Below are 15,174 nucleotides of genomic sequence, written 5' to 3' on the forward strand. Positions count from 1 at the left end.
AACAAGCATATAAGGAAAAGATAGAATGGCTAAGGGGCAATCTTTACAAGATCCGTTCTTGAACGCACTGCGTCGTGAACGTGTTCCAGTTTCTATTTATTTGGTGAATGGTATTAAGCTGCAAGGTCAGATTGAGTCTTTCGATCAGTTCGTGATCCTGTTGAAAAACACGGTCAGCCAGATGGTCTACAAGCACGCGATTTCTACTGTTGTTCCGTCTCGCCCGGTATCTCATCACAGCAATAACGCTGGCGGCGGTTCCAGTAACTACCATCATGGCAGCAACGCGCAGGGTTCTTCTGCGCCTGCGCAGGACAGTGAAGAAACCGAATAAGGTTACTGGCTGTTATTTCCATATCGGGGAGCCAGGTTTTCTGCGTTCCCCGCTGATCTTTTTTGAGAGGTTTACGCTTGTTTGACCGTTACGATGCCGGTGAGCAGGCGGTGCTGGTACACATCTATTTTTCGCAAGACAAAGATATGGAAGATCTCCAGGAGTTTGAATCTCTGGTCTCTTCCGCCGGTGTCGAAGCAATGCAGGTGATTACCGGTAGCCGTAAAGCGCCGCACCCAAAGTATTTTGTTGGTGAAGGTAAAGCAGTAGAGATTGCGGATGCCGTTAAAGCGACTGGCGCATCAGTCGTGCTTTTTGATCACGCCCTGACGCCGGCCCAGGAACGCAACCTGGAACGTCTGTGTGAATGCCGGGTTATCGATCGGACGGGTTTGATTTTAGACATTTTTGCTCAACGTGCACGTACCCATGAGGGGAAATTGCAGGTTGAGCTGGCGCAGTTGCGCCATCTGGCAACGCGCCTGGTGCGCGGCTGGACACACCTTGAAAGACAGAAAGGCGGGATTGGTTTGCGCGGCCCGGGTGAAACCCAGCTCGAAACCGACCGCCGCTTGTTACGTGGCCGTATAACCCAGATCCTCTCACGGCTCGAAAGAGTGGAGAAGCAACGTGAGCAGGGGCGCCGATCGCGACAAAAAGCAGACATTCCGACGGTGTCGCTTGTCGGTTATACCAACGCAGGTAAATCCACCCTGTTTAACCAGATAACTGAGGCCCAGGTGTATGCCGCAGACCAGCTGTTTGCGACCCTGGATCCGACGCTGCGCCGCATTGACGTGGCGGATGTCGGAGAAACCGTGCTGGCGGATACCGTTGGTTTTATCCGTCATCTGCCGCACGATCTGGTGGCCGCATTTAAAGCCACCCTGCAGGAGACCCGTCAGGCGACGTTGCTGTTGCACGTTATTGACGCTGCGGATGTACGCCTGCAGGAAAACATTGATGCAGTGAATATTGTGCTGGAAGAAATTGACGCGCACGAGATCCCGACGCTGCTGGTAATGAACAAAATCGATATGCTGGACGGCTTCGAGCCGCGTATCGACAGGAATGAAGAGAACATACCGATTCGGGTCTGGCTTTCTGCCCAGACCGGTGTTGGTGTACCACTGCTTTTCCAGGCCTTAACAGAACGTCTTTCCGGTGAAGTGGCTCAGCACACGCTGCGTTTACCGCCCGAGGAAGGCCGACTGCGCAGCCGTTTTTATCAGCTTCAGGCGATAGAAAAAGAGTGGATGGAGGATGACGGCAGCGTGGGGTTGCAAGTGCGTATGCCGATCGTTGACTGGCGTCGCCTCTGTAAACAAGAACCTGCGCTGGTCGACTACGTCGTCTGACCGGAAAGGAGATGCCTGAAGGTTTTTGCCCTTTGGGATACCTGCATCGCAGTGGATGCCCCGGCATGCCAGGCGTTTGAAGGTATATCACCGCATAACAAATATGGAGCACATACATGGCGTGGAATCAGCCCGGTAATAACGGACAAGACCGCGACCCGTGGGGGAGCAGCAATAATCAAGGCGGCAACTCCGGGGGAAATGGCAATAAAGGTGGTCGCGAGCAGGGGCCACCCGATCTGGATGATATCTTCCGCAAGCTGAGTAAAAAGCTGGGCGGTCTTGGCGGTGGTAAAGGCACTGGCGGCGGTACTGGCCAGGGGCCGCGTCCTCATATGGGCGGTCGCGTGGTGACTATTGTTGCGGCAGCTGCCGTGATTATCTGGGCTGCCAGCGGGTTCTACACTATCAAAGAAGCCGAGCGCGGTGTTGTTACCCGTTTTGGTAAATTCAGCCATCTGGTTGAGCCAGGCCTGAACTGGAAACCAACCTTTATCGATGACGTCACGGCAGTGAACGTTGAGTCGGTGCGTGAGCTGGCAGCATCCGGCGTGATGCTGACGTCTGACGAAAACGTGGTGCGCGTTGAGATGAACGTGCAGTACCGCGTCACCGATCCGGAACGCTACCTGTTTAGCGTGGCCAGCGCGGACGACAGCCTGCGTCAGGCTACCGACAGCGCCCTGCGCGGCGTGATCGGCAAATACACCATGGACCGCATCCTGACTGAAGGTCGTACCGTTATTCGTAGCGATACCCAGCGCGAGCTGGAAGAGACTATTCGTCCGTACAACATGGGTATCACCCTGCTGGACGTTAACTTCCAGGCTGCTCGTCCACCGGAAGAGGTGAAAGCGGCGTTTGACGATGCCATTGCTGCCCGTGAAAACGAACAGCAGTACATCCGTGAAGCAGAAGCCTACACCAACGAAGTACAGCCGCGTGCGAACGGCCAGGCCCAGCGTATTCTCGAAGAGGCGCGTGCTTATAAGACGCAGACCGTGCTGGAAGCACAGGGTGAAGTGGCTCGCTTTGCGCGCATCCTGCCAGAATATAAAGCGGCTCCGGAAATTACCCGCGAGCGTCTCTATATCGAGACCATGGAGAAAGTGCTAAGCCATACTCGTAAGGTACTGGTTAATGACAGCAAAAATGGCAACCTGATGGTTCTGCCGCTGGATCAGATGCTGAAAGGCGGTAACGCTCCGGCGAAAAACGATAACAGCGGTGCCAACAATCTGCTGCGTCTGCCTCCTGCCTCATCAGGCAGCGCCAGCGCGAACACAACGCCTTCTTCTAACGATGGTGACATTATGGACCAACGCCGTGCTAACGCGCAGCGTAACGACTACCAGCGTCAGGGGGAATAAGGATGCGTAAGTCAGTTATTGCGATCATCATTATCGTACTGGTCGTGCTTTACACCTCGATCTTTGTGGTGAAAGAGGGCGAGCGAGGGATTAAATTCCAGTTCAGCAGCGTCGTGCGTGACGGTGACAAGCGTCCGGTGATCTATGAGCCGGGCCTGCACTTTAAGGTTCCTTTTATCCAGTCCGTGAAAACGCTTGATGCGCGTATCCAGACGATGGATAACCAGGCCGACCGTTTCGTGACTAAAGAGAAGAAAGACCTGATCGTTGATTCTTACATCAAATGGCGTATCAGTGATTTCAGCCGCTACTTCCTGGCAACAGGCGGCGGTGACGTCTCCCAGGCCGAAGTGCTGCTGAAACGTAAGTTCTCTGACCGTCTGCGTTCTGAGATTGGTCGTCTGGATGTGAAAGACATCGTGACCGACTCCCGTGGTCGTCTGACCCTGGAAGTGCGCGATGCGCTGAACTCTGGATCCGCAGGCACAGAAGATGAAGTCGAAACACCGGCAGCAGACGATGCGATTGCCAAAGCCGCCGAGCGCGTTCAGGCTGAAACCAACGGCAAAGTGCCGGTGATCAACCCGAACAGTATGGCTGCGCTGGGTATTGAAGTGGTTGACGTGCGTATCAAGCAGATCAACCTCCCGGCCGAGGTGTCTGAAGCGATCTACAACCGTATGCGCGCTGAGCGTGAAGCGGTAGCCCGTCGCCATCGTTCACAGGGTCAGGAAGAGGCTGAGAAGCTTCGCGCAACGGCAGACTATGAAGTCACTAAAACGCTGGCGGAAGCTGAGCGTCAGGGTCGTATAATGCGTGGTGAAGGTGATGCTGAAGCGGCAAAACTGTTCGCCGATGCGTTCAGCCAGGATCCAGACTTCTACGCCTTTATCCGTAGCCTGCGCGCTTACGAAAGTAGCTTCCAGAGCAACCAGGATGTGATGGTGCTGAGCCCGGACAGCGATTTCTTCCGCTACATGAAATCACCGGCTGCCAGCCGCTAAAACTAAAATGGCGCCTCACTGAGGCGCCATTTTTTTTACCACAAAAGTAAGGCTTAGTTACCCAGCAGTTTATTCAGCAGGCCGCCGACAATTGGCAGGCTTGCCAGGGTTGATTCAATCATACCACCCACAGTAGAACCAATGGTTGAACCCACTTTTTCTCCCAGGTCCGGGGCGATAGTGGAAAGATTAACGGTGCCAATCAGCGGCAGGTCAACACTCAGCAGATCGGTACCCATTGACCATGCAGCAGTCCCAATTTTGCTACCTAAAGAAGCCAGACCATCCTGCAGCCAGCCAGCACCGCTGACACATTCAATTTCAAACGCTGTTAATTCTTTCATTATAATCATCCTAATTATTTAGTTATTTAGCTCCGCCCTCTGGCGGCGCGAAACGATCCTGACAACCTTTGAAATATTCAGCAATACCAGAGGGTTGTGAATTTTATCTCATCTCTTTGAATCACATTGACGCATAACAGAAAGCAGTAATATTTGAAGATGAAATAGATATTGTGACTATTTCAACACGGCATTATTTCGTCTCTACCGCACCGCTTGTGATAAAAATCGGTCTGTCACACAAGATATTGAGGTAATCGTTTAACTGCTGATGAACCCGTCAATTTCGACGAAATTTGTATACAAAAAAAGCTGAACATCATCAAAACCGATGGTAGAATCCATTTTTAAGCAATCGGTGATTTTGAAAAATGGGTAACAACGTCGTCGTACTGGGCACCCAATGGGGTGACGAAGGTAAAGGGAAGATCGTCGATCTTCTGACTGAACGTGCTAAATTTGTTGTGCGTTATCAGGGTGGTCACAACGCGGGCCATACTCTCGTAATCAACGGTGAAAAAACCGTCCTCCATCTTATTCCATCAGGCATTCTTCGTGACAATGTGACCAGCATCATCGGTAACGGTGTTGTGCTGTCTCCTGCTGCGCTGATGAAAGAGATGAAAGGCCTGGAAGACCGTGGCATCCCGGTTCGCGAACGTCTGCTGCTCTCCGAAGCCTGTCCGCTGATCCTCGACTACCACGTTGCGCTGGACCTGGCTCGTGAAAAAGCGCGTGGCGCGAAAGCGATCGGTACCACCGGTCGTGGTATCGGCCCGGCTTACGAAGATAAAGTTGCCCGTCGCGGTCTGCGCGTTGGCGACCTGTTCGACAAAGCCACCTTTGCTGAAAAACTGAAAGAAGTGATGGAATATCACAACTTCCAGCTGGTGAATTTCTATAAAGTTGACGCGGTTGACTACCAGAAAGTACTGGACGATGTGATGGCGGTTGCCGACATCCTGACCGGTATGGTTGTTGATGTTTCCGATCTGCTGGACCAGGCGCGTCAGCGTGGCGATTTCGTCATGTTCGAAGGTGCGCAGGGTACGCTGCTGGATATCGACCACGGTACCTATCCGTACGTAACTTCCTCAAACACCACCGCGGGTGGCGTGGCAACCGGCTCTGGCCTGGGCCCACGTTATGTGGATTACGTTCTGGGTATCATCAAAGCTTACTCCACTCGCGTGGGTGCGGGTCCATTCCCGACCGAGCTGTTTGATGACATCGGCGAGTTCCTCTGCAAGCAGGGTAACGAGTTTGGCGCGACCACCGGTCGTCGTCGTCGTACCGGCTGGCTGGATGCGGTTGCTGTGCGCCGTGCGGTGCAGATCAACTCCCTGTCTGGCTTCTGCCTGACCAAACTGGACGTCCTGGACGGCCTGAAAGAAGTGAAAATCTGCGTTGCCTATCGTATGCCGGATGGCCGCGAAGTGGCCACCACTCCGCTGGCAGCTGATGACTGGCAGGGCATTGAGCCAATCTACGAAACCATGCCAGGCTGGTCTGAAACCACCTTCGGCGTGAAAGAGCGTAGCGGCCTGCCGCAGGCGGCACTGGATTATATCCAGCGCATTGAAGAACTGACCGGTGTGCCGATTGATATTATCTCTACCGGCCCGGACCGTAGTGAGACGATGATTCTGCGCGATCCGTTCGACGCATAATGATGGTTTTGCCCGGCGGCGTTGCGCTTGCCGGGCTTACAAAACCCCATCGTAGGCCGGATAAGCATCGCGTATCCGGCTTTTTCCTTCTCCTTCCCTCCTTTCAGTTTAAATAAATTCGCCGTTGACTATCTGGCTGGTTTATCATCATTAATGAATATCTCTGCGGATACACCGCGATTTACCCTTTTCCTGAGGTTGATGTGCAGTTAACAAGTTTCACCGATTACGGATTACGCGCGCTGATCTACATGGCGTCGTTACCCGATGGGCAGATGACCAGTATCTCTGAGGTGACAGAGGTGTACGGTGTGTCCCGTAATCATATGGTCAAAATAATCAATCAACTTAGCCGTGCCGGATATGTTGCTGCCGTCCGAGGGAAAAATGGCGGCATCCGCCTCGGTAAACCGGCACAGAGTATTCGTGTTGGCGATGTGGTACGTGAACTGGAGCCGTTGTCTCTGGTGAACTGCAGCAGCGAGTTCTGCCACATTACCCCCGCCTGTCGTCTGAAACAGGCGCTTTCTAAGGCCGTGCAAAGTTTTCTCATGGAGCTGGATAACTACACGCTGGCCGATTTGGTTGAAGAGAATCAACCGCTGTATAAATTATTGCTGGTGGAATGAAGAAAATTTCCACCGGAGATGACAACGGAGGAACCGATATGTCACAAGATCCTTTCCAGGAACGCGAAGCTGAAAAATACGCTAATCCTATCCCAAGCCGCGAGTTCATCATTGAACACTTAACTAAACGCGAAAAACCCGCTAATCGTGAAGAACTTGCCGTTGAATTAAACATTGAAGGCGAAGAGCAAATTGAAGCCCTTCGCCGTCGTCTGCGCGCTATGGAGCGTGACGGACAACTGGTCTTTACCCGTCGTCAGTGCTATGCCCTGCCTGAACGTCTCGACCTGCTGAAAGGCATGGTGATTGGCCACCGTGATGGTTTCGGCTTCCTGCGCGTCGAAGGCCGCAAGGACGACCTGTACCTCTCCTCTGAACAGATGAAGATGTGCATTCACGGTGACCAGATCCTGGCCCAGCCGCTGGGTGCCGATCGTAAAGGTCGTCGTGAGGCGCGCGTGGTGCGCGTGCTGGTGCCGAAAACCAGCCAGATCGTGGGCCGCTACTTCACCGACGCCGGTGTCGGTTTTGTGGTCCCGGACGACAGTCGTCTGAGTTTTGACATCCTGATTCCGCCGGAAGAGGTGATGGGCGCGCGGATGGGCTTTGTGGTGGTGGTTGAACTGACCCAGCGTCCAACCCGCCGTACCAAAGCGATCGGTAAGATCGTCGAAGTGCTGGGCGATAACATGGGCACCGGCATGGCCGTGGACATGGCGCTGCGTACCCACGAAATTCCGTACGTCTGGCCAAAAGCGGTTGAAGAGCAGGTTGAAGGCCTGAAAGAGCAAGTACCGGAATCGGCAAAAGCAGGCCGGGTGGATCTGCGCAGCCTGCCGCTGGTCACTATCGATGGCGAAGACGCCCGCGACTTCGATGACGCCGTCTACTGCGAGAAAAAACGCGGCGGGGGCTGGCGCCTGTGGGTGGCGATTGCGGATGTGAGCTATTACGTTCGGACCGGCACCCCGCTGGATGGTGAAGCCCGCAACCGTGGCACCTCGGTTTACTTCCCGTCGCAGGTTGTGCCGATGCTGCCGGAAGTGCTCTCCAACGGTTTATGCTCGCTCAACCCGCAGGTTGACCGTCTGTGCATGGTGTGTGAAATGACCATCTCCACCAAAGGGCGTTTAACCGGCTACAAATTCTATGAAGCGGTGATGAGTTCACATGCTCGCCTGACCTACACCAAAGTGTGGCATATGCTGCAGGGTGACCAGGATCTGCGTGAACAGTATGCGCCGCTGGTGAAGCATATCGAAGAGCTGCATAACCTCTATAAAGTGCTGGATCAGGCGCGTGAAGAGCGCGGCGGTATCTCATTTGAGAGTGAAGAGGCGAAGTTCATCTTCAACGCCGAACGTCGCATCGAGCGGATCGAACAGACCCAGCGTAACGATGCGCACAAGCTGATTGAAGAGTGCATGATCCTGGCGAACATCTCCGCGGCGCGCTTCGTTGAGAAGGCCAAAGAGCCCGCGCTGTTCCGTATTCACGATAAACCGACCACCGAAGCCATCACCTCGTTCCGTACCGTGCTGGCGGAGCTGGGCCTTGAGCTGCCGGGCGGCAACAAACCCGAGCCGCGCGATTACGCCGAGCTGCTGGAGTCCATCAGCGATCGTCCTGACGCGGAAATGCTGCAAACCATGCTGCTGCGCTCCATGAAGCAGGCGATTTACGATCCGGAAAACCGCGGCCACTTCGGCCTGGCATTGCAGTCATACGCCCACTTTACCTCGCCGATCCGTCGTTACCCGGACCTCTCTCTGCACCGCGCCATTAAATATCTGCTGGCGCAGGAGCAGGGCCACAAGGGCAACACCACGGAAACCGGGGGTTACCACTACTCCATGGAAGAGATGCTGCAGCTGGGCCAGCACTGTTCGATGGCGGAACGCCGCGCGGATGAAGCAACCCGTGATGTTGCTGACTGGCTGAAGTGTGACTTCATGCTGGATCAGGTCGGGAACGTGTTTAAGGGCGTGATTGCCAGCGTTACCGGCTTTGGCTTCTTTGTGCGTCTTGATGAATTGTTCATTGATGGTCTGGTGCATGTCTCCAGCCTGGATAATGACTACTACCGGTTTGACCAGGTTGGCCAGCGTCTGATTGGCGAATCGGGCGGTCAAACCTATCGTCTGGGCGATCGCGTGGAAGTGAAGGTGGAAGCCGTCAACATGGACGAGCGCAAGATTGATTTCAGCCTGATCTCCAGCGAGCGTGCGCCGCGCAACCTGGGTAAAACCGAGCGTGAGAAAGCGAAGAAAGGGACTGCCGGTAAAACCAGCGGCAAACGACGTCAGGCCGGTAAAAAGGTAAACTTCGAGCCGGACAGCGCCTTCCGCGGCGAGAAAAAACAGAAGCCGAAGGCCGCGAAGAAAGAAGCCAGAGCAGCGAAAAAGCCCTCGGCTAAATCCCAGAAAATCGCCGCCGCGACCAAAGCAAAGCGCGCAGCGAAGAAAAAAGTAGCGGAATAATTTTCCCTGACCTTGATCCTCTCCCTTTTGGGAGAGGAGTACAGTAATTAATGAGAATCATCAATGAGTGAAATGATTTACGGCATCCATGCGGTGCAGGCCCTGCTGGAGCGCGCACCGGAGCGTTTTCAGGAAGTATTTATTCTGAAAGGGCGTGAAGACAAACGCCTGATGCCGCTGATCCATGCCCTGGAAGCGCAGGGCGTGGTGATCCAGCTGGCGAACCGTCAATATCTGGATGAGAAAAGCGAAGGCGCGGTACACCAGGGGATCATCGCCCGCGTGAAGCCGGGCCGCCAGTATCAGGAAAACGATCTGCCGGATCTCATCGCAACTCTGGATAATCCGTTCTTCCTGATCCTCGACGGCGTGACCGATCCGCACAACCTCGGTGCCTGCCTGCGCAGCGCCGATGCGGCGGGTGTCCACGCGGTGATCGTGCCTCGGGACCGTTCCGCACAGCTCAACGCGACGGCCAAAAAAGTGGCCTGTGGCGCGGCGGAAAATGTGCCGCTGATCCGCGTGACCAACCTGGCGCGCACCATGCGTCAGCTGCAGGAAGAGAATATCTGGATCGTAGGTACCGCAGGTGAAGCGGACCATACCCTGTTCCAGAGCAAAATGACCGGCCGCATGGCGCTGGTGATGGGTGCCGAAGGCGAAGGTATGCGTCGTCTGACCCGCGAGCACTGCGACGAGCTGATCAGCATTCCGATGGCGGGCAGCGTTTCGTCCCTGAACGTCTCCGTAGCAACCGGCATCTGCCTGTTTGAAGCGGTGCGCCAGCGCGGGTAGCCTGTTGTGCCGGGTGGCGGCTTCGCCTTACCCGGCCTACAAAAGCTCGATTCCGTAGGCCGGGTAAGCGCAGCGCCACCCGGCACATACCTCACTCCTCCAGCGACCGCAAATGGTCATCCTTCCTGAGCGTCATCAGCGCCACAATACTCACCACCGCCGTCGCCATGACGTAATACGCCGGAATATCCAGATTCCCGGTCTCTTTTATCAGTCCGGTAATGATTAAGCCCGCGCACCCCGAAAATATGGCGTTCGACAGTGAATAAGCCAGCCCCAGCCCGGTATAGCGCACTCGCGTCGGGAACATCTCTGACAACATGGCGGGTCCTGGCCCTGCCAGCATCCCCACCAGTCCACCGGCAATCAGCACCACTATCGCTTTCACCGCCAGGGTGCTGGATTCCGCCTGCAAAATTTTCAGCAGCGGCAGGGCAAGGATCAGCAGCAGTGCGGCGGCAGCCACCATCACCGTGCGCCGTCCGATGCGGTCACTTAGGATCCCCGACGGAATAATGGTCAGCGCAAAGCCGACATTGGAGATCACCGCAATCAGTAGCGCCTGGTTAAAGCCGGTATGCAGGGCCGATTGCAGATAGGCGGGCATGATCACCAGATAGGTATAGCCCGCGGCAGACCACACCATCACCCGGCCGATCCCCATCACGATGGCCTTCAGGGTGTCACCGGTCCGCGCCTTCACCACCACCGGTTTGGTTTGCTGTTTCACGAAGCTCGGCGTCTCTTCCATGCTCACCCGCAGCCACAGGGCCACCGCCCCCAGCGGCAGGGCAATAAAGAACGGGATGCGCCAGCCCCAGTCGTGTAAAGCTTCTGGCGTCAGCAACGCCGAGAGCAGCGCCACGATCCCCGCCCCGGCCAGCAGACCCAGCGCAACGGTAAAGGACTGCCATGCGCCGTACAGTCCGCGTTTGCCGCGTGGAGCGAACTCGGTCATCAGCGACACTGCGCCGCCATACTCGCCGCCGGCGAACAGCCCCTGCAGGATCCGCAGGCCGGTGATGAGCAGCGGCGCGGCAATGCCGATACTGGCATACACCGGCACGACGCCGATCGCCGCCGTGGCCAGGGTCATCATCACCAGCACGATGATCAGCGTGGGCTTGCGCCCGATACGATCGCCGAGCCGCCCGAAGACGATAGCGCCCAGCGGACGGAAGAAAAAGGCGATAGCAAAAGAGGCGTAGGTGAGGATCAGGCTGGTCAGCCCGGCCTCACCGCTGAGCTGGAAAAAGTTTTTTGCAATCACGGTGGCCAGAAAACCGTACACCGCAAATTCATACCATTCGATAAAGTTACCAATAGAGCCAGCAACTAAAGCACGCTTATGGGCATCCGGCGCCCGCTGAGTGGATTGCATCGTTATTCTCTCCATGAGGGTAAGAATAAATTATTCACCATAAAAACAGATGGGAAATTTATTATTCGTTCATTGTGTGAGCTAATTCACGCTTGCAAGGGGCGATATTTTGCGACCGCTTTCGTGCAGCGTCTGCCCGCTCTGTCCATAATTACCTCATTGCCATAGAAGGAGGGATACATTATGCACTGGCAGACGCACACTGTTTTTAATCAGCCTGCGCCACTCACCAACAGCAACCTTTTTCTTTCCGACCGAGCCCTGTGTGAAGCGGTCAGCCGTGAAGGTGCCGACTGGGACGCCGAGCTACTCGCCAGTATCGGCCAGCAGCTGGGTACCGCAGAATCACTGGAACTGGGCCGCCTCGCCAACGTCAATCCACCCGAGCTGCTGCGTTTTGACGCCAGCGGAACCCGGCTGGACGATGTGCGCTTTCATCCCGCGTGGCATCTGCTGATGCAGGGCCTCTGCGCCAACCGGGTACATAACCTGGCGTGGGAAGAGGAGGCGCGCAAAGGGGCCTTCGTAGCCCGGGCAGCGCGTTTTATCCTGCATGCGCAGGTAGAAGCCGGCACGCTCTGCCCGATCACCATGACCCATGCCGCCACGCCGCTGTTGCAACAGGTGTTACCGCGATCCTTCCACGACTGGCTGACGCCGCTCCTTAGCGATCGGTATGACTCCCATCTGGCGCCGGGTAACCAGAAGCGCGGTCTGTTAATCGGTATGGGGATGACGGAAAAGCAGGGCGGATCGGATGTCCTCAGCAATACCACCCGGGCAGAGCGCTGCAGCGACGGCAGCTACCGGCTGGTGGGCCATAAGTGGTTTTTCTCGGTGCCGCAAAGCGATGCGCACCTGGTGCTGGCACAGGCGAAAGGCGGCCTGTCGTGCTTTTTCGTTCCCCGTTTTCTGCCTGACGGCCTGCGCAATGCCGTGCATCTGGAGCGTCTGAAAGACAAGCTGGGCAACCGCTCCAACGCCAGCAGTGAAGCCGAGTTTCTCGACGCTACCGGCTGGCTGCTGGGCGAAGAGGGTGAAGGCGTGCGCCAGATCCTGAAGATGGGCGGCCTCACCCGTTTCGACTGCGCGCTGGGCAGCCACGGCCTGATGCGCCGGGCATTCTCGGTGGCGTTATATCATGCCCACCAGCGACAGACCTTTGGCAAAAACCTGATCGATCAGCCGCTGATGCGCGATGTGTTAAGTCGCATGGCGCTCCAGCTGGAGGGGCAGACGGCGCTCCTGTTCCGCCTGGCGCGGGCCTGGGATCGCCGTGACAGCGAGCACGAAGCTCTGTGGGCGCGGCTGTTTACCCCGGCCGCGAAACTGGCGATCTGTAAAGCGGGGATCCCGTTCGTCGCCGAAGCGATGGAGGTCCTTGGCGGCATCGGCTATTGCGAAGAGAGCGAGCTGCCGCGCCTGTACCGGGAGATGCCGGTCAACAGTATCTGGGAGGGCTCGGGCAATATCATGGGGCTGGATGTGCTGCGGGTGCTGGCGAAGCAGCCTGCGGTGATGGATCTGCTGGCCGATGATTTTGCCGACGTGAAGGGGCAGGATCGGCACTTCGATCGAAGCTGGCGTCAGCTACAGCAGAAGCTACGTAAACCACAGGAGGCGCAGGGAAGGGAGATCGCCCGGCAGATCTTCCTGCTGGGCGCGGGGGCACAGATGTTGCGCCATGCATCACCGCCGGTGGCGCAGGCCTGGTGCCGTGAAATGCTCGACGCCCGGGGAGGATCCCTGCTCAGCGAGCAGGTCCAGGACGACCTGCTGCTGCGCGCCACGGGCGGCGTGGCCTGATCCTTACAGGCGGAACAGGCTGACCAGATCGGTCAGGTGTGAACCCTTCCCGCGCAGAACCTGCGCCGTCTGTTCACTGCGCGAGACGCGGTCGGCGTTGATATGCGACGCTTCGCCGATATGCGTCATCGCCAGGTTCACCTGACCAATGCCTGCCGACTGCTCGCGGGAGGCATGGTTTATCTCCGTAACCAGCTGATTGATATTGTCGATGTGCTCGATGATGCTCTCCATCGCATGCCGGGTCTGCTCCGACAGGGCGTGGCCCTCGCTTACCTTGCTGAGCGTATCGCCAATCAGCTGTTCAATCTCCTTCACCGCATTGGCGCTACGCGCTGCCAGGGCACGGACTTCCTGGGCCACCACGGCGAAGCCTTTACCGTGCTCTCCCGCCCGGGCGGCTTCTACAGCGGCGTTCAGCGCCAGAATATTGGTCTGGAAAGCGATCCCTTCAATTACCCGCGTGATGGCTTCGATGCGTTTCGATGCTTCGCGAATATCGTCCATGGTGGCAACAGCATTGCTGACGGTCTCTCCGCCCTGATGCACCGCCCGGGAGGTTTCGCCCACCAGCTGCTGGGTCTGCTCCATATTGGCCGCATTCTGCTGCACGCTGGCCGCCAGCTGCTCCATGCTGGCGGAGGTCTCTTCCACGCTGCTGGCCTGCTTGTTGATCTGCTCAGAGATCTCGCCGGTATCCGCTGCCAGGGCGTTGGTTCCCAGATGGATATCTCCCGCGGCTTCGCGCACCTGCAGCACGATTTTTTGCAGACCGCCGCCAATGCCGTTGATGGCATTGATCAGCTGGCCCACCTCATCCTGACGAGTGGCAGGCAGGGTAGCGCGTAGATCGCCGGCAGCATATTGTTCTGCCAGACCAATCACATCGCGCAGCGGGCGTGAAAGCCAGCGGCGGATGATAAACACGAACAGCATGGCGAAGAGTGCGGACAGGGCCACGCCGGCCAGCAGGAAGCGATCCCGCAGGCTGGTCACATCGGCCAGCAGGACGGTTTTATCCACCTCGCCCACGATGGTCCAGTTCCAGCCCGGGAGCGGCGTCCAGGCCATAATCAGCGTGCGACCATCGGCGCTCTGGCGCTCCAGGGTGCCGGATTTATCCCCCAACAGCTGCTGCTGAACGCCATTCTCCCACGTCGGCAACCGCCCCTCTTCTGCGCTATGGAACAGGTACTGGCCGTGATTTTTGCCGTTACTGCGGTCCAGTACAAAGAAGTGACCGCTCTCGCCCAGACGACGGCTGAGGATCTTCTCGCGCATGACGTTCCACGAGTGAGTAATGTCGACCCCAACGAAGATAATGGCGATCACCTGCCCGCCCGCGTCTTTTACCGGCTGATACTGGGTGATATAGCGTTTGCCGAACAGCAGGGCGAGGCCGCGATAAACCTCACCTTTGGTGACTACCGCCCAGGCAGGACTGGCATGATCCAGTACCGTCCCGATGGCCCGATCGCCGTTCTCTTTACGCAGCGAGGTTGCCACGCGGACGAAGTCATCGCCGTTGCGGACAAACAGCGTCGAGATAGCACCGGTGCGATTCAGGAAATCATCGGGCGTGGTGTTGTTCTCATGGAGTTCCGTATCGCCGCCTTTCAGCAGCGGAACGTTCTGACCGTTGATGGTGCGGGGCTGGCTGACGTCAAGGCTCAGCGGCTGCGGCAAAAAGGTGGTGAACAGACGGGTATAGCTCTCCACCTCTTCGGTGAGGCTGGTATTGAACATCTGCACCATGTCCACCACGCCGGTGGACTGATTATGCAGGTCTTCTATAGCCAGGGATTCGAGTTTTTGACTGGTGTTATAGCTCAGGAGAAAAGTGAAAAGCAGAAAGAGTGTAGCGACACTCAAGCCGGTAAGCAGCGATAGCTTTGTGCCCAGACCTGCACGGCGAAAAAAGTTGATCATAAATTGCTCATTGCTAAAAAGGTAACGCTTTTCAACGGCAGAGCGGGGATAACATTTATTGGGTTTATGTAACA

General features: G+C 56.5%; 12 protein-coding genes. 9 read left to right on the top strand and 3 right to left on the bottom strand.

Going from position 1 to position 15,174, the window contains the following annotated elements; translation table 11 throughout:
• Positions 1 to 25 precede the first annotated feature (25 nt).
• The 4 genes from hfq (at position 26) to hflC (ending at position 4,066) form a co-directional block, all read left to right on the top strand.
• Positions 26 to 334: an RNA chaperone Hfq gene (hfq, locus tag GNG27_RS02210; RefSeq protein WP_032616179.1), complete on the top strand. Its 309-nt coding sequence runs from the start codon at positions 26 to 28 to the stop codon at positions 332 to 334.
• A 77-nt stretch (positions 335 to 411) separates the two neighbouring features.
• Positions 412 to 1,692 (top strand): ribosome rescue GTPase HflX, encoded by a 1,281-nt coding sequence (gene hflX, locus GNG27_RS02215; RefSeq protein ID WP_142487954.1) that lies wholly within the window; start codon positions 412 to 414, stop codon positions 1,690 to 1,692.
• Positions 1,693 to 1,808: 116 nt separating this feature from the next.
• Positions 1,809 to 3,062, top strand: a complete 1,254-nt coding sequence (gene hflK, locus GNG27_RS02220; RefSeq protein ID WP_142487955.1) for an FtsH protease activity modulator HflK — start codon at positions 1,809 to 1,811, stop codon at positions 3,060 to 3,062.
• Positions 3,063 to 3,064: 2 nt separating this feature from the next.
• On the top strand, positions 3,065 to 4,066 hold the full coding sequence (gene hflC / locus GNG27_RS02225; protein ID WP_142487956.1) for a protease modulator HflC: 1,002 nt from the start codon (positions 3,065 to 3,067) through the stop codon (positions 4,064 to 4,066).
• A gap of 53 nt (positions 4,067 to 4,119) precedes the next feature.
• Here hflC and GNG27_RS02230 read toward each other — a convergent pair whose 3' ends face one another.
• Positions 4,120 to 4,410, bottom strand: coding sequence for a hypothetical protein (locus GNG27_RS02230; protein WP_142487957.1), 291 nt, complete (start codon positions 4,408 to 4,410; stop codon positions 4,120 to 4,122).
• Between the two features lie 371 nt (positions 4,411 to 4,781).
• Here GNG27_RS02230 and GNG27_RS02235 point away from each other — a divergent pair, with 371 nt between their 5' ends.
• From GNG27_RS02235 to rlmB, 4 genes are all read left to right on the top strand, one after another.
• Entirely contained in the window at positions 4,782 to 6,080 is a 1,299-nt protein-coding gene (locus GNG27_RS02235; protein WP_142487958.1) for an adenylosuccinate synthase, read from the top strand.
• Positions 6,081 to 6,283: 203 nt separating this feature from the next.
• Positions 6,284 to 6,709: a nitric oxide-sensing transcriptional repressor NsrR gene (gene nsrR, locus GNG27_RS02240; RefSeq protein WP_142487959.1), complete on the top strand. Its 426-nt coding sequence runs from the start codon at positions 6,284 to 6,286 to the stop codon at positions 6,707 to 6,709.
• A 38-nt stretch (positions 6,710 to 6,747) separates the two neighbouring features.
• The gene (gene rnr, locus GNG27_RS02245; protein ID WP_142487960.1) at positions 6,748 to 9,189 is read left to right on the top strand and encodes a ribonuclease R; all 2,442 of its coding nucleotides are present in this window, start codon (positions 6,748 to 6,750) and stop codon (positions 9,187 to 9,189) included.
• 63 nt (positions 9,190 to 9,252) lie between these two features.
• The gene (rlmB, locus tag GNG27_RS02250; protein ID WP_142487961.1) at positions 9,253 to 9,984 is read left to right on the top strand and encodes a 23S rRNA (guanosine(2251)-2'-O)-methyltransferase RlmB; all 732 of its coding nucleotides are present in this window, start codon (positions 9,253 to 9,255) and stop codon (positions 9,982 to 9,984) included.
• A gap of 91 nt (positions 9,985 to 10,075) precedes the next feature.
• On the opposite strand, the gene GNG27_RS02255 is transcribed toward rlmB, so the two are convergent.
• A complete protein-coding gene (locus GNG27_RS02255) occupies positions 10,076 to 11,365 on the bottom strand; it encodes an MFS transporter (RefSeq protein ID WP_156262752.1) in 1,290 nt (429 codons plus the stop codon).
• A 183-nt stretch (positions 11,366 to 11,548) separates the two neighbouring features.
• On the opposite strand from GNG27_RS02255, the gene GNG27_RS02260 reads away from it, so the two are divergent.
• Positions 11,549 to 13,171: an isovaleryl-CoA dehydrogenase gene (locus tag GNG27_RS02260; protein WP_156262753.1), complete on the top strand. Its 1,623-nt coding sequence runs from the start codon at positions 11,549 to 11,551 to the stop codon at positions 13,169 to 13,171.
• A 3-nt stretch (positions 13,172 to 13,174) separates the two neighbouring features.
• Here GNG27_RS02260 and GNG27_RS02265 read toward each other — a convergent pair whose 3' ends face one another.
• A complete protein-coding gene (locus tag GNG27_RS02265) occupies positions 13,175 to 15,100 on the bottom strand; it encodes a methyl-accepting chemotaxis protein (protein WP_156262754.1) in 1,926 nt (641 codons plus the stop codon).
• Positions 15,101 to 15,174: the final 74 nt, after the last annotated feature.

The organism is Leclercia sp. 119287, from assembly GCF_009734485.1.
In the GTDB taxonomy this organism is placed as follows: domain Bacteria; phylum Pseudomonadota; class Gammaproteobacteria; order Enterobacterales; family Enterobacteriaceae; genus Enterobacter; species Enterobacter adecarboxylatus_C.

Bases quoted from the DNA above. Each gene is read 5' to 3' on its own strand.
- hfq (WP_032616179.1), top strand. From the start codon at position 26: ATGGCTAAGGGGCAATCTTTACAAGATCCGTTCTTGAACGCACTGCGT.
- hflK (WP_142487955.1), top strand. From the start codon at position 1,809: ATGGCGTGGAATCAGCCCGGTAATAACGGACAAGACCGCGACCCGTGG.
- hflC (WP_142487956.1), top strand. From the start codon at position 3,065: ATGCGTAAGTCAGTTATTGCGATCATCATTATCGTACTGGTCGTGCTT.
- GNG27_RS02230 (WP_142487957.1), bottom strand. From the start codon at position 4,410: ATGAAAGAATTAACAGCGTTTGAAATTGAATGTGTCAGCGGTGCTGGC.
- GNG27_RS02235 (WP_142487958.1), top strand. From the start codon at position 4,782: ATGGGTAACAACGTCGTCGTACTGGGCACCCAATGGGGTGACGAAGGT.
- rnr (WP_142487960.1), top strand. From the start codon at position 6,748: ATGTCACAAGATCCTTTCCAGGAACGCGAAGCTGAAAAATACGCTAAT.
- rlmB (WP_142487961.1), top strand. From the start codon at position 9,253: ATGAGTGAAATGATTTACGGCATCCATGCGGTGCAGGCCCTGCTGGAG.
- GNG27_RS02255 (WP_156262752.1), bottom strand. From the start codon at position 11,365: ATGCAATCCACTCAGCGGGCGCCGGATGCCCATAAGCGTGCTTTAGTT.
- GNG27_RS02260 (WP_156262753.1), top strand. From the start codon at position 11,549: ATGCACTGGCAGACGCACACTGTTTTTAATCAGCCTGCGCCACTCACC.
- GNG27_RS02265 (WP_156262754.1), bottom strand. From the start codon at position 15,100: ATGATCAACTTTTTTCGCCGTGCAGGTCTGGGCACAAAGCTATCGCTG.